The organism is Cellulophaga sp. Hel_I_12 (genome assembly GCF_000799565.1).
Classification (GTDB): Bacteria; Bacteroidota; Bacteroidia; order Flavobacteriales; family Flavobacteriaceae; genus Cellulophaga.
In genome coordinates, this window is record NZ_JUHB01000001.1 from 441,194 (window position 1) to 461,905 (window position 20,712).

At 34.2% G+C, this 20,712-nt stretch carries 15 protein-coding genes; 11 read left to right on the forward strand and 4 right to left on the reverse strand.

Features of this window, described 5'->3' with window-relative positions:
• Positions 1 to 47: 47 nt before the first annotated feature.
• Both nhaC and GQ45_RS02180 read right to left on the reverse strand, forming a co-directional pair.
• Complete coding sequence (nhaC, locus tag GQ45_RS02175; RefSeq protein ID WP_047414707.1) at positions 48 to 1,520, reverse strand: Na+/H+ antiporter NhaC; 1,473 nt, start codon at positions 1,518 to 1,520, stop codon at positions 48 to 50.
• Positions 1,521 to 1,594: 74 nt separating this feature from the next.
• On the reverse strand, positions 1,595 to 2,812 hold the full coding sequence (locus tag GQ45_RS02180; RefSeq protein WP_047414710.1) for a PLP-dependent aspartate aminotransferase family protein: 1,218 nt from the start codon (positions 2,810 to 2,812) through the stop codon (positions 1,595 to 1,597).
• Positions 2,813 to 2,968: 156 nt separating this feature from the next.
• On the opposite strand from GQ45_RS02180, the gene GQ45_RS02185 reads away from it, so the two are divergent.
• Positions 2,969 to 3,427 carry an Lrp/AsnC family transcriptional regulator gene (locus GQ45_RS02185; protein ID WP_047414712.1) on the forward strand — a complete coding sequence of 153 codons (459 nt, stop codon included), beginning with the start codon at positions 2,969 to 2,971 and terminating at the stop codon, positions 3,425 to 3,427.
• Positions 3,428 to 3,535: 108 nt separating this feature from the next.
• A complete protein-coding gene (lpdA, locus tag GQ45_RS02190; protein WP_047414714.1) occupies positions 3,536 to 4,942 on the forward strand; it encodes a dihydrolipoyl dehydrogenase in 1,407 nt (468 codons plus the stop codon).
• 109 nt (positions 4,943 to 5,051) lie between these two features.
• Here the strand turns inward: lpdA and GQ45_RS02195 are convergent, their stop codons facing one another.
• Together GQ45_RS02195 and GQ45_RS02200 are read right to left on the reverse strand one after the other, a co-directional pair.
• Positions 5,052 to 5,282 (reverse strand): CDGSH iron-sulfur domain-containing protein, encoded by a 231-nt coding sequence (locus GQ45_RS02195; RefSeq protein ID WP_047414716.1) that lies wholly within the window; start codon positions 5,280 to 5,282, stop codon positions 5,052 to 5,054.
• 57 nt (positions 5,283 to 5,339) lie between these two features.
• Entirely contained in the window at positions 5,340 to 6,533 is a 1,194-nt protein-coding gene (locus GQ45_RS02200) for a heparan-alpha-glucosaminide N-acetyltransferase domain-containing protein (protein WP_047414717.1), read from the reverse strand.
• A 130-nt stretch (positions 6,534 to 6,663) separates the two neighbouring features.
• Here GQ45_RS02200 and GQ45_RS02205 point away from each other — a divergent pair, with 130 nt between their 5' ends.
• The 9 genes from GQ45_RS02205 to GQ45_RS02245 are packed head-to-tail and all read left to right on the forward strand — an operon-like array spanning position 6,664 to position 20,681.
• The gene (locus GQ45_RS02205; RefSeq protein WP_047414718.1) at positions 6,664 to 7,197 is read left to right on the forward strand and encodes an NADPH-dependent FMN reductase; all 534 of its coding nucleotides are present in this window, start codon (positions 6,664 to 6,666) and stop codon (positions 7,195 to 7,197) included.
• 6 nt (positions 7,198 to 7,203) lie between these two features.
• A complete protein-coding gene (locus GQ45_RS02210) occupies positions 7,204 to 8,502 on the forward strand; it encodes an anthranilate synthase component I family protein (RefSeq protein ID WP_047414721.1) in 1,299 nt (432 codons plus the stop codon).
• 49 nt (positions 8,503 to 8,551) lie between these two features.
• Positions 8,552 to 9,862 (forward strand): tRNA lysidine(34) synthetase TilS, encoded by a 1,311-nt coding sequence (gene tilS, locus GQ45_RS02215; RefSeq protein WP_047414722.1) that lies wholly within the window; start codon positions 8,552 to 8,554, stop codon positions 9,860 to 9,862.
• Positions 9,855 to 11,822 (forward strand): protein-disulfide reductase DsbD, encoded by a 1,968-nt coding sequence (locus tag GQ45_RS02220; RefSeq protein ID WP_047414724.1) that lies wholly within the window; start codon positions 9,855 to 9,857, stop codon positions 11,820 to 11,822. The genes tilS and GQ45_RS02220 overlap by 8 nt, the downstream gene beginning before the upstream one ends.
• A 51-nt stretch (positions 11,823 to 11,873) precedes the next feature.
• A complete protein-coding gene (locus tag GQ45_RS02225; protein ID WP_047419926.1) occupies positions 11,874 to 14,261 on the forward strand; it encodes a penicillin acylase family protein in 2,388 nt (795 codons plus the stop codon).
• A gap of 19 nt (positions 14,262 to 14,280) precedes the next feature.
• Complete coding sequence (locus GQ45_RS02230; protein ID WP_047414726.1) at positions 14,281 to 14,994, forward strand: hypothetical protein; 714 nt, start codon at positions 14,281 to 14,283, stop codon at positions 14,992 to 14,994.
• Positions 14,995 to 15,001: 7 nt separating this feature from the next.
• A complete protein-coding gene (locus GQ45_RS02235) occupies positions 15,002 to 17,764 on the forward strand; it encodes a carboxypeptidase-like regulatory domain-containing protein (RefSeq protein ID WP_047419928.1) in 2,763 nt (920 codons plus the stop codon).
• Positions 17,765 to 17,770: 6 nt separating this feature from the next.
• Positions 17,771 to 18,943 carry a DUF4249 domain-containing protein gene (locus tag GQ45_RS02240; RefSeq protein ID WP_197056896.1) on the forward strand — a complete coding sequence of 391 codons (1,173 nt, stop codon included), beginning with the start codon at positions 17,771 to 17,773 and terminating at the stop codon, positions 18,941 to 18,943.
• Between the two features lie 10 nt (positions 18,944 to 18,953).
• Positions 18,954 to 20,681, forward strand: coding sequence for a hypothetical protein (locus tag GQ45_RS02245; RefSeq protein WP_047414730.1), 1,728 nt, complete (start codon positions 18,954 to 18,956; stop codon positions 20,679 to 20,681).
• Positions 20,682 to 20,712 lie beyond the last annotated feature (31 nt).

Sequence of the window (20,712 nt, forward strand, 5' to 3'; positions counted from 1 at the left end):
TTTTAATTAATGAGAAGTATTTAAAAAGAAATTATCCTTTAGTTTTTTTATGATTTTTTGGCACTAACCAATTGTCTTATTTTAATATTGAGACCAGCAAAAGTGAGGGTCATAATAGGGCTTAACCAGTTGAAAATAGCATATATAAAATAGTCTCCCGTGCTTACGCCTAATACCCCCGATTGATAAGCACCACAGGTATTCCAAGGAATTAATACCGAAGTTACGGTGCCCGAGTCTTCTAAAGTTCTACTTAAATTTTCTGGGGCTAATTTTTTGTCTTGATATGCCTTTTTAAACATTTTACCCGGAATCACGATGGCTAGGTATTGGTCACTAGCAATAGTATTAAGGCCCAAACAACTAATAACGGTACTTGAAAAAAGTCCGAATGTGGAAGTAGCGATCGATAATAGTGCTTTTGTAATCCTGGCTAGGGCTCCGATACCATCCATAATACCGCCAAAGACCATGGCACAACATATTAAGTAAATCGTCCAAAGCATCCCTTCCATTCCGCCTGAGCTGAATAACTCATTTAGTTTATCATTGTCGGTTACAATGGCTGTATCGGTAAAAATAGCATTAAAAAGTGCTGTTACTTCTGATTCATGAAGTGTTTCTAATATTTGAGTTTGAAAAATCATGGCAAAAATGGCTGCCAGTCCAACGCCTACGCCTAAGGCCACCAAGGGTTTTGTTTTAAAAAGGATTAAAACAATAACCACAATAGGTACAATAAATAAATAAGGTGTTATGGCAAAGGTGGTTTCAATTGTTTTTAATAAACCGCTAATATCTGCAGTTCCTGTGGTATCAATATTTAAACTAATGATGGTAAAAACTACTAAAGTAATAAGTATGGTAGGCACTGTTGTATAGGCCATATATTTAATGTGAGTGAACAGATCTGTTCCTGCCATAGCTGGAGCTAAATTTGTAGTATCGCTTAAAGGCGACATTTTATCACCGAAATAAGCACCAGAAATAACGGCACCAGCAATCATTCCCGTAGGAATTCCAAGGGCAGTTCCTATACCTACCAATGCAATACCAACGGTAGCTGAAGTGGTCCATGAACTCCCTGTAGCAATAGAAATAATAGCTGCAATAATTACAGAGGCTGGTAAAAAAATTGTGGGGTTTAATACTTGTAATCCATAATAAACCATGGCCGGAATAATACCACTTACCAACCAGGTACCCGCCAAGGCCCCGACTAAAAATAAAATCATGATGGGAATAAAAACGCTTCGCAAATTTTCCCATATTTCTTTGGCCATTGTTTTTAAGGTAGACTTATTAAATAAACCTACGATAGCCGCAAAAACACCTCCAATAAGTAAAATAAATTGGTTAGAATATTCTCCCAGGACCTCACCGCCTGCAAAGAAAATATTATAGGCTAACATAGCCATTAAGAGTACGACAGGAATTAATGCCTCCCAAATACTTAGTTCTCTGTTCTCTACAATATGTTCATTTTCAGGACCGGAGGGGTTTAAACTTTGGTTTTGCATTAAAGTATCTCGTTAGTTATCTGGTAATAATACGATTTTGCTGGTTTTCATGCAAGAAATGTCATTCCCTAATTTTAAGATACAGGCTTTAGGTTCAATATATGTAATTGCTCCATACAGCCTTTCATGGTCTTGTAAGTTCTTTCAATATCGTTGTCTAACCCAATAGAAAATCTAATTAAGCCTTCTGATAATCCCATTGCTATTTGCTCCTCTAATGGAATTTCAGAAGATGTTGAAGTGCCCGGTGCACTAAATAGGGTTTTATAAAATCCAAGACTAACCGCTAAATACCCAAGATTTTTCTCTTGCATCAACTCCATTAAAGCGTTTGCATTCTCTAATGAACCCACATTTAGGGTTAAAAGACCCCCATACCCATATTCAGAATTCATTTGAGTTTTCATGGTTTGGTGTCCGGGATGTGATGCTAATCCAGGGTAGGAAACTTTGAGTCCGTCTTGCTCAAACTTCTCAGCTAAGTACAAAGCATTTTCACTGTGCTTTTTCATTCTTATGTGCAACGTGCGCATATTTTTTAAGATCGATGAGGCTCGCAAACTGTCTAAGGTACTGCCCAACAACATTCCAGCTCCAGAATTCACATCTTTTAAGCTCAAACAAAAATCAGTGGTTCCACAAACTACACCTGCAACGCAATCGCTAGTGCCGTTTATAAATTTCGTTAAACTATGAATCACAACATCTGCACCTAATTTTCCAGGAGCTACGGATAAAGGTGAAAATGTATTATCAACGACAAGAGGTAATTCATGCTTTTTTGCCAATGTTGAGATGGCTGCGATATTTGCTACTTCTAAAAGTGGATTGCTAACGGCTTCACAATATATCATTTTAGTACTATCGGTAATGGCATTTTCAATAGCCTCGATAGAGGTTGTATCCACAAAGGAAACTTTGATGTTAAACTTTTTCAAGAAATTTTTCATAAAAGCATAGGTTCCGCCATAAATTGTTCTGCTACTTACAATATGATCACCAGAATTACACATTTGCAAAATTACCGCCGTAATAGCTCCCATACCGCTACCATAAACGTTAGCGGTTTCTGTGCCTTCCAAAGCAGCTAAAGCTTCACCTAAATATAAGTTTGATGGTGAAGAGTGACGACTATATAAATAACAGCCTTCTGTATTTCCCTCAAAAGTATCAAACATTGTTTTTGCTGATATAAAGGTATAGGTTGAAGAATCTGAAATAGAAGGGTTGACACCTCCATACTCTCCAAAATATTGTAAATCTTGTAACTTATCTGACGCCTTGTAGTTCATGCTATTAAATTTTTAGAACTACCAAATTAAATATATTTAGTTTTAAAACCAATACAATTCGTGTAAAGCAAACTATTTAACTAATAAAAATCATATAATTAGTTTATTAATCTATTATTGTTATGTTTTGGCTATATTAGATGAAAATTTATCTAAATGATTTTTGACGAAACTGATCGAAAACTTTTGAGTTTATTACAACAAGATTGTAAACGAACCACTAAAGAGTATGCCATTAGCCTAAACTTATCGGTTACAGCGGTTTACGAGCGTATAAAGCGACTGGAAAAAACCGGTACCATTAGTAAGTATGTGGCTTTAGTCGATAAAAAACAGGTCGAAAGGCCTTTCACGGTACTTTGCCATGTAAAACTGGCACAACATACAAAAGACTATGTAACGCTGTTTGAAAGAGAAGTTGTAAAATTAAAAGAGGTGGTCGAGTGTTATCACATCAGCGGGGATTACGATTATATTTTAAAAATTCATGTGAGTGATATGGAAAAATACAGAGAATTTATGGTGTCAAAACTTACTGCGATTCATCACATAGGAAGCACACAGAGTTCTTTTGTGATCGCAGAAGTGAAGCATACTACAGCGATTGCCTTGTGAAAATTAAAAAGAAAATTGACCTAAAAAAATACAAGTTTAGGGGCTAGAACAATAGTTTAAGAGAAAATAGTGCTAATTTTGTGCTGTTTATAAAATTCAATCAAAGATATGAGTAAATACGATGTAGCCATTATTGGTTCAGGACCAGGAGGATATGTTGCAGCTATTCGCTGCGCACAATTAGGAATGAAAACAGCCATAATTGAAAAGTATAGTACCTTAGGTGGTACATGTTTAAATGTAGGTTGCATCCCTTCGAAAGCTTTATTAGACTCTTCACATCATTATGAAGATGCGATAAAACATTTTGAGGATCACGGTATTGAAATACCAGGAGAAATAAAATTGAACCTAGAAAAAATGATTTCTCGCAAACAAGGAGTAGTGGATATGACTACCAAGGGGATTCAATTTTTGATGGATAAAAACAAAATTGATGTTTTTGAAGGTATCGGTAGCTTTAAAGATGCTACTCATATAAATATCAAGAAAAACGATGGAAAAACAGAAACTATTGAAGCAAAAAACACCATAATTGCCACCGGATCTAAGCCCTCTAGTTTGCCATTTATTACATTAGATAAAGAACGTGTTATTACCTCTACAGAGGCTTTAAAGCTTAAAGAAGTGCCTAAACATATGATTGTCATTGGTGGTGGTGTTATTGGTTTAGAGTTAGGGCAAGTATACAAGCGCTTAGGTGCTGAAGTTACCGTTGTAGAGTATATGGACAGGATCATCCCAACCATGGACGGTGATTTGTCTAAGGAATTAATGAAAGTTATGAAAAAGCAAAAAGTTAAATTTGAGCTTTCGCATAAAGTAAAATCTGTAGCGCGTAAAGGTAAAGAAATCGTTGTCAAAGCAGATAATAAAAAAGGAGAAGAAGTTAGTTTTACGGCAGATTATTGTTTAGTTGCTGTGGGTCGTCATGCCTACACTGAGGGATTAAATTTAGAAGCGGCAGGTGTACAATTAGAAGAAAGAGGAAGAGTAGCCGTTAATGAACATTTAAGAACCAATGTCGCTAACATTTATGCCATAGGTGATGTTATAAAAGGGGCTATGTTAGCTCATAAAGCCGAAGAAGAAGGTACTTTAGTCGCTGAAATTATAGCGGGTCAAAAACCACATATTGATTATAACTTAATACCTGGTGTAGTCTATACGTGGCCAGAAGTAGCGTCCGTAGGCAAAACAGAAGAACAATTAAAAGAAGCTGGAATTGAGTATAAGTCAGGCTCTTTCCCGATGCGTGCTTTAGGCAGATCCAGGGCAAGTGGTGATACCGATGGATTTGTAAAAATATTAGCCGATAAAAAAACAGATGAAGTTTTAGGGGTACATATGATTGGTGCCCGTGTTGCTGATTTAATAGCTGAAGGAGTTACGGCTATGGAATTCAGAGCATCTGCTGAAGATATCGCTCGTATGAGTCATGCGCATCCAACCTATGCAGAAGCAGTAAAAGAAGCGGCACTAGCGGCAACAGCCAATAGGGCATTGCACGTATAGTTTATACAGCTTTAAAGCATTAAAAAGGGCTACTTAAATTTTTAAGTAGCCCTTTTTTCGTCGGTTGATCTTTTAATAAGCACCGTCAAATGACACTGCCTTTCGATCACTATTTATTATGTGAGCCATCACAATACGGTGGATTACTTGTTTTTTTACAAGTACATAAAAATGCCTTTTTATCTTCTTCAACGGTAAATCGCATGGGTGGCGTAGCATTTTGCGCTCTGTGTGAACCATCGCAAAAAGGTTGATTGCTACTATGGCTGCATGTACACCAACTGTAAGCCTTATCTTTTTCTAAATCAATTCCTATGGGACTGTAATTTTTTTCGCTCATGGTCTTTTTTTTGAGCGTGAAGATACTTGAAACTTTGGATTACTAGGTATGTGAAAATTAATCTTTAATTAATCTAAATAACTTCAGAGTAGTAGTTCTTAGCTTTATGACATAGCCTTTAAACAATTTTGAAGCGAATAAAAGCCAGGGATCTAAAGGTTCAAAAAGTTGTACACGCTTGGTTTTAATACTCGTCTTTATAGCTATTTTATGGTTTTCATAATATAAAGCCGTAGCAGTGCTTACCAACATAAAAAATAAAGCGCCAACTATAACTGCCATAGGAGAAAGGCTGTGATGTAAAAAATAATACAATCCTAAACCAATGAAACTGCCATATAAAATAATGTAGTGAACTACATAAATAGAAAGGGTACTTTGCCCTATTTTTAATAAAGTAGGGTGTGTTAATAAACCACGTAAAATCATAAAAATGGCAAATACAAGAAATACATCGCCTAAACGAATAAATAAATAATTATTAAAGAATACATCAGCTATGAGCTGAATGTTCGTATACTTTGCTAAGGCTAAAAACAGTTCAGAAGAACCAAAAATTAAACTTAAGCCTAGTACAATTGATACTGAAATAGCTACTGGATATAGATATTTAGCTTCTTTAAATTTTGAAAATAGGATAGATAAAAACGCCCCACAAGTGGCGTAACCAAACCAAGGAAAAATCGTAAAAACCGATCCGTTGGCTTTCGTTAAAAAGTTCGCGAGCGAAACCGGTAAATAATTGTGAGACCATTGCTTATAGGTAGGCTCGAAAATAAATAATAGAAGAGTAATCGTGATGAGTAATAAAGGGAAAAATGCCTTTCTTTTGGTGGTCAGTACATAGAGCCCTACAATTCCTAAAATAGAGAAACCTATACAATGTAAAACATCAATATAATAGAAAGAGTCATAGATGTAACCCCCAAATAAACCCCAGAAATTCAATCGCAATAAATATCCAATAAATATAAGTTGTAAACCTCTTTTTATTCCTTTGGTTACTCTAGGGTTATCAAATCCAGATTTTTCACCCTTAATAAGTAAAAAAGTAAAAATAAATCCGGAAACCGTGAAAAAAACAGGAGCTGTAACTCCCCTAAAATAAAGCCAAAGCGTATATCCAAAATTTGATGTATCTCTAAAGGCATTATCTAATAAACCATCCACAAAATGTCCTTGGAGCATCATCAAAATAGCCCAAGCACGCATGGCGTCAATAAAATAGAGTCTGTTTGGTTTAGATATCATACTTCATATTTACTGTATATACTTGTTAAACAGTGTCTTTGGATGTTTTAACGCGCAAAATTAGATAAAATTTGTTTATGTCTGCATATTTTGCGGTATTTTCGTTGAATTAAAAATAGTATTCTTCAATATGGCAGTAGTTTTAGCTTTTGCAGGTAGTAATTCATCGGTTTCAATAAATTTTAAACTTATAAATTTTACGGTTAGTTTACTTCAAAGCCATGAGGTAAAGTCGATTAATTTAGCCAATTACCCCTTTCCGATGTACAGTTATGATGAAGAAAAAAATAATGGCTATGATACCGCTTTAATAAGCCTAAAAAATGAAATTAAAAATTCAGACGGAATCCTTATAGCTGTTAATGAACACAACGGACATCCATCAGCTTATTTTAAAAACCTGATAGATTGGCTTTCTCGAATAGAACGAAAATTTTTAGCGGACAAAAAAATTTTTTTAATGGCAACCTCTGGTGGCCAACGTGGCGCGATAAGCGCCTTAGAAGTTGTTGAGAATTTGCTTCCTAGATTTGGAGCAGAAATTACAGCGACCTTTTCATTGCCCTCTTTTGGTGAAAATTTTGATGAAGAAAAGGGAATTATGCACGAAGAATTGGCTACAGCACATAAAAAGGCATTGCAATTATTTCTTTCAAAATTATAACTTCTTGTGCGTACAAAAATTTCTTTTCGAGTTGATGATATTTCTACATTTAAAGTATCGCTTTTACAATGGGCGCAGCAGTTTTATGAAATTGTTTGGTTAGATAGTAATGACAATGAACAAAAATACAGTTCGTTCGATGCTATTTTAGCTGTTGATGCGCTTACAGCCATAAAAACAGATGCTACACATGCTTTTGAAGATTTAAAAGTATATCAAAATGAAACCAAAGATTGGTTATTTGGCTACCTATCGTATGATTTAAAGAATGATGTAGAACAGCTTACATCAAAGAACTACGATGGCATAGAATTTCCTGAGCTGTACTTTTTTCAACCAAAAAGACTTATTAAAATCCAAAATAATACGGTTGAATTTGATTATTTACAGATGGTTGAGGATGAAATTGAAGCTGATTATAAGAGCATTTTGAACCTTTCTTTTGATACCACTTTAGATCATACGCAACTCGAAAAATCATTGTCTATTAAAATGCGCATTTTTAAGGACGAGTATTTTAAACAAGTCACACAAATACTTTCACATATTCACCGTGGCGATATTTACGAAGTTAATTTTTGTCAAGAGTTTTACATTGAAAACCAACAAATTGATCCTATCAAAGTATATCAAAATTTGAATGCTATTTCTAAAGCGCCTTTTGCTTCATTCTTAAAGATAAATGATAAATTTTTGTTGTGTGCTTCTCCTGAGCGCTACTTAAAAAAAGTGGGACCAAAAGTAATTTCCCAACCCATTAAAGGCACTGCAAAACGTTCTAAAAATAAAGAACAGGACCATCAATTAAAGTATAATTTAGAACACAACGAAAAAGAGCGCGCCGAGAATATCATGATTGTAGATTTAGTACGAAATGATCTCTCTAAATATGCAATTAAAGGCAGTGTTCAGGTAGAAGAGTTGTGTAAAGTGTACAGTTTTGACCAGGTACATCAAATGATTTCTACAGTCGTTGCAGAGGTTGCTGACGATTTGAATCCGGTATCGATCATAAAAAGCACGTTTCCGATGGGCAGTATGACGGGGGCTCCAAAAATATCTGCGATGCAAATTATTGAAGATTTAGAAGCCTTTAAACGCGGTTTGTATAGCGGTGCTGTGGGTTACTTTACGCCAGAAAATGATTTTGATTTTAATGTGGTCATTCGCAGTATTTTATACAATTCTAGCAAACCTTATATTTCTTTTGCAGTAGGGAGCGCTATTACTGCAAAAGCTACTCCTGAGCATGAATACCAAGAATGTTTGTTAAAAGCAAAGGCCATGCGTACAGTGTTAGAATAAGCCATGTGATTTACTGTATTCATCTGCTAAATTTAGTTATTTTTACATCGTGTTACACGAATTCAAAAAACATATTGATTTAAAGTTCCAAAATTTATTGGAGGAGCCTTTTTTATTGGCCTGTAGCGGAGGTGTTGATAGTGTGGTACTGGTGCATATGTGTTCTGAACTACAGCTAGATTTTTCTGTGGCACATTGTAATTTTAAATTAAGAGGAGCCGCTAGTGATGCCGATGAGGCCTTTGTAAAAGATTTAGCAATTTCCCTAAATAAAAGATGTTTCTCTAGAACTTTTGATACTATTGGCTATATCAATACTCAAAAAGTATCCTTACAAGTGGCTGCTCGAGAGCTTAGATATGCTTGGTTTTCAACAATTCTAAAAGAAAATAATATAGCTACTGTAGTAACCGCCCACCAAGCAGATGATAATTTAGAAACTTTTTTAATCAATGTATCACGAGGTACCGGTATTGAAGGCTTAACGAGTATTCCAGAAAAAACAGCAGCTATTTCAAGGCCTTTATTAGCCTTCTCAAGGGATGAAATTTTGAACTATGCCCAAGAACATCACTTAGTCTGGAGAGAGGATGAAAGTAATAAAGAAACCAAATACTTACGCAATAAAATTCGGCATACGATTGTGCCTCATTTAAAGGAGTTGCATCCAAATTTTCTCAATAATTTTTTAAAAACTCAAACGTTCTTGGGGCAAACGGCTTTGCTGCTAGATGTTCATATTGAAGCGCTTAGAACTACTATTTTCAAAAAAGAAAAGGATATTTTCAAAATTGAAATTGATGCTTTAGAAAAGCTAAATCCTTTAAAAACCTACATTTACCTGCTTTTTAAACCTTATGGATTTCATGATGCCTCGGCAATAATATCGCTTTTTGGTAGTTTATCAGGGAAAGAACTCTTAAGTCCAACACATCGCTTATTAAAAGATAGAAACTTTTTTTTAGTACAGGAAATAAAGGGGTCAACACCCAATTTTTACGAAATAAAAGAAGGCGAAACATCTATGCTTTACCCGATACATTTAAAAAAGGAAGTTGTTTTAAGCATGGATGAAATAGCACCAAATTGCTTATATGTTGATGCTAGAACTTTGAAATATCCTTTAATTGTAAGGAAGGCAAAAATAGGCGACTATTTTTATCCCTTTGGAATGCAAGGAAGAAAAAAGCTCAGCAAGTTTTTTAAAGACGAAAAATATAGTCAAATTGATAAAGAGAATCAATGGTTGTTATGTTCTGAAAAAAACATCATTTGGGTTATTGGGAAAAGAGTAGATAATCGCTTTAAAATAAGCCCTGAAACAAAAGAAATAATAAAATTCACTTTATATAATGAATAAGTTTTTACTCCTATTTTTCACTCTATTCCTTAATTTTTCAGGGTTTTCCCAAAACGATGCAAATCCTGTTGTCTGGTCACAAGAATTAAACAAAATCTCAGAAACTGAATACGAGTTAATTATTAAGGGCGCTATAGCTACAGATTGGTATGTTTATTCGCAATATACCGCTGAAGGAGGCTCGCAACCTAGCGAATTTGAGTTTATAAAACTTGGCGAAGATTACGAATTAATGGGCACAGCCGAAGAGAGTGAAACCATTACGACGTATAGTGATATTTTTGAGGTTGAAGAAACGTATTTTAAAGAAAACCTGAGGTTTACCCAAAAGATAAAAGTACTTAAACCTGACCTTAATCAGGTTAATGTGGTGTTGTATTATCAAGTTTGTAAAGATGTCTGCATTCCTGGGGAGATAGAATTTATTTTTGCTTTGGGCGATGGCCCTCTAAATTTAGAAGAGAAAACTGTTGACGAACGCAGTAAAATATTAAGTGATGAACTTATTTTAGATTTGAAAAATAAAGAAGCTTTGACAGATGGTGTTGTAGAAGCTGTAAATGGCAATTCGAGCTTGTGGATGATTTTTGGTCTAGGTTTTTTAGGTGGATTAATAGCCTTATTGACACCTTGTGTTTTTCCAATGATTCCGCTTACCGTTTCGTTTTTTACGAAACAATCAGGTACAAAAAGTAAAGGAATTTTGAATGCGATTTTATATGGTTTTTTTATCGTTTTAATTTATTTTTTATTCAGCCTACCCTTCCATGTATTCGATTCCGTAGATTCGCAAATTCTAAATACTATAGCCACTAATGTTTGGCTTAATGTGGCCTTTTTTCTAATATTTTTATTCTTTGCTTTTTCATTTTTTGGATATTACGAATTGACTTTACCGAGTTCATGGGCCAATAAAATGGATAATGCTTCGTCAAAAGCAGGTGGTGTCATCGGGATCTTTTTCATGGCCGTAACACTGGCAATTGTTTCTTTTTCTTGTACCGGTCCCATTTTAGGTGGACTTCTGGGAAGTACGGCTTTAGCGGAAGGTGACGTAGCGACCAATTTATCCACAGGAATGTTAGGTTTTGGTGTGGCTTTAGCTTTGCCCTTTGCCTTATTTGCACTTTTCCCAGCTTGGTTAAATTCTTTACCTAAATCTGGCGGATGGATGACGACCGTAAAAGTAGTTTTAGGCTTTTTAGAATTAGCCTTAGCCCTAAAGTTTTTATCGAATGCCGATTTAGTAGGCAATTGGGGCATTTTAAAACGAGAACTATTTTTAGGGATTTGGATTCTCTTATTTGCTTTGTTAGCACTTTATTTATTTGGAATTTTGCGTTTCCCACACGATGGTCCTAGACAAAAATTAGCAGCTACCCGTAAAATAGTTGCTTTTATTAGTGCAGGTTTTGTACTTTATTTGGTTTTAGGATTAGCCAAAGTGATACCTTTAAAATTATTGAGCGGATTTCCTCCGCCAGAGTTTTATAGTGTATTTGAGCAAGAAAGCGATTGTCCGCTTGGCGTAAATTGCTTTAAAGATTTTGACGAAGGTGTTGCTTATGCTAAAACAATAAATAAGCCTATTTTGCTTGATTTTACAGGTTGGGCATGTGTCAACTGTCGTAAAATGGAAGAAAATGTATGGACTGAACCTGATATTTATCCGATGATTAAAAACGATTATGTGTTAATCTCATTATATATTGATGATCGCAAAGAACTTCCTGAACTAGAGCAATTTGATTTTAAGTTCAACTCGGGCCGTGTCAAGCGAATCGAAACGATAGGGCAGAAGTGGGGCACTTTTCAAACCCTAAACTTCAATGCCGCATCACAACCCTATTACGTATTACTTTCACCAGATCTAAAAGTCTTAAATACCGAAATTCAATATACGGATGCTCAGACCTATAAAGCGTGGCTGATAAAGGGCTTAGAGAATTTTAGGGAGTGATTGTTTTCTAGATTTGGAATTAGTGTTATCTTTCCAAAAAACTATATCTCCTTGAAAAAACTAAAAAAAGTTGCCCTAATCCTTGTAGGTTTTTTAGCCTTAGTTGCCATCGGAATCTTTATTTTTATCCAAACACTGAAACCAAAATATAGCGGAGAAGTTGCTTTGGCGAAGCTCAATAATGAAGTTGAAGTGTATTATGATACCTACGGAATTCCGCATATTTACGGCAAGTCAGAGAAAGATGCTTTTAGAGCTTTAGGGTATGTGCATGCCCAAGATCGTTTGTGGCAAATGGAATTGTTACGTAGAATTGCCCCAGGAAAATTATCCGAAGTTTTTGGCGTCGACATGATTTCTACAGATAAGTTTTTATTGTCTTTAGGGATTGATGATGCCTCTGAAAAAACAATAGCCGAAATGGATAAAAATTCGGAAACCCTACAATTAACTCAGGCGTATTTAGATGGTGTTAATGCCTTTATAGATGAGGGTCCAACCCCCGTAGAATTTTATTTAACAGGTTTAGACAAAACTCACTTTGTCATTAAAGACGTTTATAATACCATTGGGTATATGGCCTTTAGTTTTGCCATGGCACACAAGACAGATCCTTTGTTAACGAATATTAAAGAAACCTTAGGTGCTGCTTATTTAGCAGATTTAGAAATAGGAGAGAATCCGAACCTAACTTTAATTCATAACTATCCATCCCAAAAAGATACGCTAAAAAAAACTATATCAAGCTTAGCTTTCTCAGCCTTAGAAAAGCTACCGGTTCCTTTATTTGAAGGAAGTAATAGCTGGGTCATCGCCCCAGAGAAAACAAAAAACGGAAAAGTAATTTTTGCAAACGATCCGCATATTGGTTTTTCACAACCATCGGTATGGTACGAAGCTCATGTGAGTACCCCATCCTACGAGAAATATGGCTACCATTTGGCCGGAGTTCCGTTTCCATTGTTAGGTCATGACCGTAGTTTAGCCTATGGTTTAACCATGTTTGAAAATGATGATATTGATTTTTACTACGAAGAAATACATTCAAGCGATGCCAATCAATATACATATAAAGGAGAGTGGAAAAGCTTTGAAACCGTAACAAAAACTATCAAAGTTAAAGATGCGGATGACATTATTTTTTCTTTTAAAAAATCAGTTCACGGACCTATTTTAAACGGAATAGCGGATCAAATTAGCGGCGATAAGCCCGTAGCTATGAAATGGATTTATACCGAAGTAGAGAATAAAACCTTAGATGCCTTTTATGCGATCATTCATGCCAAAGGTCTTGAAGATTTCAAAACAGCTTTAGCAGCTATTCATGCGCCTGGTTTAAACATTATGTACGGCGATGCAGAAGACAATATTGCCTGGTTTGGTACGGCAAAACTATACCAAATGCCTGATAGTGTCAATACCAAATTAATACTCAACGGCAGTACAGGCCAACAAGAACCACTGCGTTTTTTAGATTTTTCAGAAAACCCCAAAGCAATTAACCCTCCTTGGAACTACGTGTATTCTGCAAATAATCAAGCTGATTCAATTTTAGGGAAAATTTATCCAGGCTACTATTTACCAGAAAATAGAGCCAAACGTATTGTTCGTTTATTAGAGTCAAAAAATGATTGGGACATGGTATCGGCCAGTAAAATGATCAATGATGTTACCTCACCAATCAACCCAGCTATTGCCGCCAATTTAATACCGCTAGTAGTTACTTCAAAATTGTCAGACCAACAAAAAGCAGCCTTAGGAGCATTAGAAATTTGGGATGGAACAGCAAATTTAGATAGCTATAATTCCACGCTTTACCATAAATGGATTTACTTTTTCTTAAAAAGCACGTTTCAAGATGAATTAGGAGAAGAGCACTTTAATCAACTAGTATCAACACATTTTGCTAAAAGATTGATTGCCCCTATGTCTGGAAAAACAGAATCTGTTTGGTGGGATAATATAAATACAGCGACCCTAGAAACCAGAAGTGATATTGCGAACACTTCTTTTTTACAGGCCTACAAAGCTTTAGAAAAATCCTTAGGTCAAAATTATACAAAATGGACATGGGATAAGGTGCATACCATTGAACACCCGCATCCCATTGGGCAGGTCGAGGCTTTACGCTCCTATTTTAACGTAGGGCCGTTTCCCGTAAATGGAACCCGAGAGGTCATTAATAATATGTCGTTTAATTATACGGAAGATGACGTGTATAAGGTTACTTCTGGACCTTCCACTCGTAGAATAATTGATTTTTCAGATCTAGAAAATAGCATTAGTATTTTACCTACCGGCCAATCGGGTAACATTTTTAGTCCGCATTACCAAGATCAAGCAGAAATGTTTTTGAATGGAAACTTTAGAAAAATGATGATGAATAAAGAAGAGATCATAAGACTATCAAAAAATAAACTTACATTTAAACAAAAATAATTTCTTGGTGTTTGTGCATATGAAAAAGAAAATTTTAGTTTTATTTTTTCTCAATTTAAATTTTGGATTCGTTACAACTGCACAGACCTCCATGGTTGATGTTTACAATTGGTTTGATTCAATCCATGGTGATGAGAATGCTGAATTGTACAGTGGAATTTTATTTGTTGACGAATTTAAAGTAACCAATGACAAACATCGTTTTTTTAAAACAGATAGTTTTGTAGTCGGTACCGTATCATACAACGGAAATACGTATTACAATCAAGACCTAAAGTATGATTTATTGACAGATGAATTGCTTGTAAAACCAAAGACCGCCACGAGTGCCTTAGTCCTCCAAATAGTAAAAAACAAAATTGATAGTTTTAGCCTAAAGGATCAAAAATTCATTAAACTTAATCCTAATGCAAGTCTAAGTTCTGAAACAGAATTTTATGAGAAACTTTCCGAAAATAAAATTATTATTTTGTTAAAGAAACATTCGGCCATTAACTTAGGTCCAAGTAATGAAGTATTGTATTACGAGTTTAGATACAAATCAAAATTTTTTATCCAGTATAAGAATGTGGTTTTTGCAGCAAATACGAAAAATGACATAATTGCAGCATTTCCCGAACAAAAAAAAATGATTAGAAAAACCTTTAAAAAGAATAAGCTTTTAAGAAAAGCAAATCCTGATAGTTTTATGCAATATTTGAGTGATGAACTTGAAACTTTTTACTCAAACTAAAGGAAGTATGAAAGTATTTTTAAGTCTATTTGTTTTTATTACCGTCTTATGCAATCTAAATGCTCAGGATAATAAAAAACTAATAACCCTAAGCTTTACCAACGAAACCAAACAACAAGTTTTTTATAAAATTGAGAATACTACGAGTTATTCTTTTTTCTATATCGACAAATGGTTAGATACTCGTGTATTTTCCGGAGACTTTAAAGCAGTGCCCATTGAAAGTATTTTAGACTCGTTATTTACGGATTCAGAGTTAAATTTTATAATACTTGAAGACACAAAAGTTATTGTAACACAGAATAATTTGATTTATGATGAGCTTCCGGATCGATTTTTTGGAGATTCTTTACAAAAGAAAACCCAGATAATTACGCAAACAGCTATAAACCCCGTATTGGTAAATAAATCAAGAATCAACACCAATAACACTATTGAAACTTTTAAAATTGGTAGAGAGCAAAAGAATACTATTACAAATAGCTATGAATTAAAAGGTTACATAACGAACGAAGAAAGTCTAGAACCGATTGTAGGGTTATCAATTTTGGTGGAAGGGACAAATATTTTTACGATCACTGATGCCAATGGCTTTTACAAAATTCAACTACCTATAGGAGAAAATATACTTGATTTTAAATCTATGGGGATTGAAAACGTAAAAAAAAGAGTTATAATTTATAATAATGGAGTACTTAATGTTGGTTTACGTGAAGGCTTTGAGTTGCTCAACGAAGTTATCGTGCAAGCTGATGCCAATAAGAATATTGACGAAACGGCAGGAGGTACCGTTTCGATTGATGTTGAAGAGTCAAAAAATATTCCATTAGTGTTAGGAGAAAGAGATGTTTTGAAAGTAGCCACAACATTACCAGGCATTTCTACAACGGGCGAAGGATCAGAAGGATTTAATGTCAGAGGAGGAAATTCAGATCAGAATTTAATTTTATTTGATGATGCAGTTATTTACAATCCTCAACATTTTTTTGGAATCTTTTCAGCCCTAAATCCTTTTGCACTTGGGAGTGTTAATATTTATAAAGGGAGTATGCCTTCTGAGTTTGGTGGCAGACTTTCATCTGTTTTCGATATTAAAACCATTAATGGAAATAATGAAAAAATAGTTGGTGAAGGTTCCGTAGGACCTGTAACGAGCAATATACTATTAGAAGTTCCGGTAATTAAAGGAAAATCGTCTTTAATATTTGGTGGTAGAGCTGCATATTCTAATTGGCTTTTGAGATCTTTGAATGAAGAATCACTAAATAGTAGTCAAGCTTCTTTCTATGATTTTTTGGTGAGTTACAACCATAAAATAAATGATAATAACAACATTAAAGCAACAGGTTATATCAGTAGGGATGATTTTAGTATTGCTTCTGATTCTATATTCGGCTATGAAAACAAAATAGTTTCCTTAAAATGGGATCATAAATTTAGCGACAGAAGTTCAGGAAACATCGTAGTTTCGAACAGCCAATATATTTTTGATATTGGTTTTGAAAGTGATAGAAATAATGATTTTTTATTAGACTATAAATTAAATGAAACAGAAGCCAAAATAAAAGCTAATTACGCGTTTAATCCCAAGTTTAAATTAGATTTTGGCCTTTCTACGAAACTCTACACGATCAACCCTGGAAACATACGACCTAAAGGGAATTCAACAATTCAGCCACTAACAATAGCAGAAGAACGCGCTTTGGAATCTGCAGTTTTTGTTTCAAGAAATTTTGATATCAATGAAAAACTTTCTTTTGAAACGGGCTTGAGGTATTCATTTTATGCAGCTTTAGGCGAGAGCGTGCAAAGAGAGTTTGAGTCTGGCGAGCCCAGAAATGAAGATACCGTAATCAATACCATAAATTACGATAGAAATGAAGTTGTAAAAACCTACGGAGCGCCAGAAATAAGACTATCTGGGAGGTATAAGTTTTTTCAAGATTTGGCTTTAAAAATGAGCTATTCTAACACTGTTCAATATATCCATAGGTTATCAAATAATGTAACAGTTTCTCCTATTGATACATGGAAACTATCTGATTTAAATATTGAACCACAACGAGGACAACAGATGTCATTAGGCTTATTTAAAAATTTTGAAAGTAATATTTACGAAGTAAGCTTAGAAGGGTTTTACAAAAAATCTACTAATATTCTCGATTTTAAAACAGGTGCTGAATTGTTATTGAATCAAGATATAGCAACCGAAGTATTACAAGGAGAAGGAAAATCATATGGTGTAGAATTGCTTTTAGCTAAAAATGTAGGAAAATTTAATGGTTGGTTGGGGTATACGTATTCAAGATCATTTTTAAGGCTTGATAGTGCGTTTGATGAAGAACGAATAAATGATGGTAATTTTTTTCCGTCAAATTTTGATAAGCCACATGATTTTAGTTTCGTGGCAAATTATAAGTTTACAAAAAGATTCAGTTTAGCGACTAATTTTGTATATCAAACAGGTCGCCCTATTACTGTACCGGTAGGTAATTTTTCTTATAACAATAATGAATATGTTGTTTTTAGTGACCGCAATAGTTTCAGGATTCCTGATTTTATTCGCTTAGATTTGGGCTTTAATATTGAAGGTAATCATAAAAAACAAAAATTAGCACATAGTTTTTGGACCTTTTCAATATATAATGTGTTGGGTAGAAATAACCCTTTTTCTGTGTTTTTTGTTAATGAAGACGATCAAATAAAAGCGGTACAAACTTCAATCTTCGCTATTCCAGTACCCTCGATCACCTATAATTTTAAATTTTAAATGGCTATGAAAATGAATAAAATGCGCCATGCTTATAATAGCCTCATTCTTGTGTTTTTCCTTTTTGGCTGTACTGAAGTTATTGTAATTGAAACGCAAGATTTTGAAGATATAGTAGTGATTAGCGCTAACATAACAAGTGAAACGAAGCAGCAAGAAATAAATATTAGTAGAACGTATAAAGTAGGTTTCCAAGATATAAAAGAAAGTGGTGCTAGGGTCATGGTAACGGATGATTTAGGTGCTAATTTTGAATTTAGTGAAAGTACTCCGGGTACCTATATTTCTGATATTGTTTTTGCAGCGCAGTTAGATAGGAATTATAAACTAACTATAACTACTACCGATGGGAACAGCTATAGTTCTGAATCAGTTTCCCCTATTAATACCGCATTTCTGGAAGATGTAAGAGTCGAAGCTGTTACAGATAATAATGGAGAAGAAGGAATAGCTATAAAGGTAGATAGCTTTGATCCAGAAGAAAAAGCCAGGTATTTCAGGTATGAATATGAAGAAACTTACCTTATTCAATCGTTGTTTAACAACAGCAAAGATTTAATTATTGTTTCAGAAAATCCCCCGACTTTTGAAACTGTTCCTAAATCCAAAGAAGAAAATATTTGTTATAATACAGTCTTTTCAAATGAAATTTTGATTGCGAGCTCTGATCAAACCACTGATGGTCGCGTTACTAATTTTCAACTAAATTTTATACCGCGAGATGATCTAAAAATAAGAAGAAGGTACAGTATTTTGGTGCATCAATTTGTGCAGTCTAGAGAAGCAAATGCCTTTTATAAATCACTACTAGATTTTTCAAGTAATGAAAATTTATTTATACAAACCCAACCCGGTTTTATTTCGGGAAATATCAAATCAGAAAATACCAAGGCAAAGGTTTTAGGTTTTTTTGAAGTTTCTATGCTTAGTTCAAAACGTATCTTTTTTAATTTCCGTGATGTTTTTCCTGAAGGTTTGTCTTCTAGATATACTTTAGGTTGTGGCATTGAAGAATTTGATTCTTCTCGCTATGACGTTTTACTATCGCGTTTACAAGGTGGAAGGGTAAAATTTTTAAGTTTTGAACAAGATACAGGTACCTACAAAGTTGCTCGCGATCTATGTGTTGATTGCACTTTACATGGAACCAATATAAAACCTGATTTTTGGATAGATTAACCTTTTAATCATGAATATGAAGAAAAATACTGTATTCTTTTTTCTCTTTTGCGCAATTTTCGTTCTAAAAGCCCAGAATATACAGCATAATGATATAAAAACTGTTCTTAAAACATTAGATCAAGAAGCCGCTTATGTGACTTATAACACTAATGTACTATTAGTTGGTGAATCATTTTTTTATAAATTTCACGCTATAAATAAAACGAATAAACCAAGTGTGATAAGTAGAATTGGGTATATAGAACTTGTGAATGAATCTTTAGAAGTTGTTGCTCGACAAAAATTGCAGTTAATTAACGGAATGGCTTACGGTGATATTTTTATGCCAACCGCTATTCCTTCTGGAAATTACAAACTATTGGCTTACACGCAATGGATGAAAAATTGGGGGGTTGATAGTTTTTTTCAATCTGACATAAGCATTATTAATCCGTTTCAATCGAATCAGAAAGCTATTTTAAAGGATTCGGCAGCGACTATAGCGCCTATTCCTAATTTAAAAACTATAATAAATAACACTGGACTTAGCCTTCATTTAGAAAAAGATGTGTTCTCCAAAAGGGAAAAGGTTAGCGTCGATGTCAATAGTAATGCTGATGATATTATTCATGGAAATTACACGGTGCTGGTAAGAAAAAAAGAATTGCTATCGAATACACTTTCGGAGAAAGCAAAGCCTATCCCTAAAACGCCGCTCAATACTAAATTTTTTGTTCCTGAAATGCGTGGTGAACTTGTTTGCGGCAAAATTATTGCGAAAAAGAACCTTTTACTTGTTGACAATAAAAAAGTAGCTTTAAGTATTTTAAATACAGATTATCAATTGAAAATAGCCAGTACCGATAGTGACGGTAATTTTTGTATTTCGATTTCCGATAATCCCTTAGATAAAAAGGGTATCTTACAAGTTCTGGGTGATGATGAGGGTAATTATGAAATCGTTTTAAATGAAAAATCTGGCATTGATTATGAACAGCTCCAATTTAAAAAATTTGAGTTAGATGCTAGCATGAAACAAGCAATATTAAATCGAAGTATTCATAATCAAATAGAGAATGCCTTTTATAGCATAAAGCCCGACACTATAAAAATGCCAACTAAAAGGCTTCCTTTTTATGGAAAAGTTGGAACAACGTACTTATTAGATGATTATACTCGATTTCCTAGCTTTAGCGAAACAGTCATTGAAATAATTAGGAATGTAAGAATCACTAAAAAAGGTTTGAATAAAAATGATATCCTCATTACTGGCATTAAGGAAAATTATAATGACGGTGCCTATAAACCTTTAATTGTTGTGGATGGTATTGTTGTGCAAGATGTAGATGATTTAATAGGGTACAATGCCAATAAGATCAAAAGTATCACGGTTGTTAGAGAAAAATACATGTTGGGTGCTTATGTATTCGCCGGAATTTTTGATGTCATAACCTTTGAACAAGATTTTGCACAAACCTATACGAATCCAAAAATCAAGGAAGTAATTTTCAATACCAATGTAAATCATAAAATATATTTTAAACAACAATACGCCAGTTCCATGGTCGAAAAATATAGTCATATACCAGACTACAGGCATCAATTATATTGGAATCCTGAGTTTGCTGTTTCAGCGCCAGAAAATACTTTTGACTTTTATACCTCAGATGTGGCTGGTGTTTTTCAAGTAACTCTTTTGGGATTTTCTAAGTCAGGAAAATTTATACAAGTGCAAAGAAATTTTGAAGTGGAATAATTTTTTGTAATGAACAACTTACAAAAATATT

Excerpts from the sequence above, each read along its gene's own strand:
- nhaC (WP_047414707.1), bottom strand. The coding sequence starts at position 1,520 with ATGCAAAACCAAAGTTTAAACCCCTCCGGTCCTGAAAATGAACATATT.
- GQ45_RS02180 (WP_047414710.1), bottom strand. The coding sequence starts at position 2,812 with ATGAACTACAAGGCGTCAGATAAGTTACAAGATTTACAATATTTTGGA.
- GQ45_RS02185 (WP_047414712.1), top strand. The coding sequence starts at position 2,969 with ATGATTTTTGACGAAACTGATCGAAAACTTTTGAGTTTATTACAACAA.
- lpdA (WP_047414714.1), top strand. The coding sequence starts at position 3,536 with ATGAGTAAATACGATGTAGCCATTATTGGTTCAGGACCAGGAGGATAT.
- GQ45_RS02195 (WP_047414716.1), bottom strand. The coding sequence starts at position 5,282 with ATGAGCGAAAAAAATTACAGTCCCATAGGAATTGATTTAGAAAAAGAT.
- GQ45_RS02200 (WP_047414717.1), bottom strand. The coding sequence starts at position 6,533 with ATGATATCTAAACCAAACAGACTCTATTTTATTGACGCCATGCGTGCT.
- GQ45_RS02205 (WP_047414718.1), top strand. The coding sequence starts at position 6,664 with ATGGCAGTAGTTTTAGCTTTTGCAGGTAGTAATTCATCGGTTTCAATA.
- GQ45_RS02220 (WP_047414724.1), top strand. The coding sequence starts at position 9,855 with ATGAATAAGTTTTTACTCCTATTTTTCACTCTATTCCTTAATTTTTCA.
- GQ45_RS02230 (WP_047414726.1), top strand. The coding sequence starts at position 14,281 with ATGAAAAAGAAAATTTTAGTTTTATTTTTTCTCAATTTAAATTTTGGA.
- GQ45_RS02235 (WP_047419928.1), top strand. The coding sequence starts at position 15,002 with ATGAAAGTATTTTTAAGTCTATTTGTTTTTATTACCGTCTTATGCAAT.
- GQ45_RS02240 (WP_197056896.1), top strand. The coding sequence starts at position 17,771 with ATGAAAATGAATAAAATGCGCCATGCTTATAATAGCCTCATTCTTGTG.
- GQ45_RS02245 (WP_047414730.1), top strand. The coding sequence starts at position 18,954 with ATGAATATGAAGAAAAATACTGTATTCTTTTTTCTCTTTTGCGCAATT.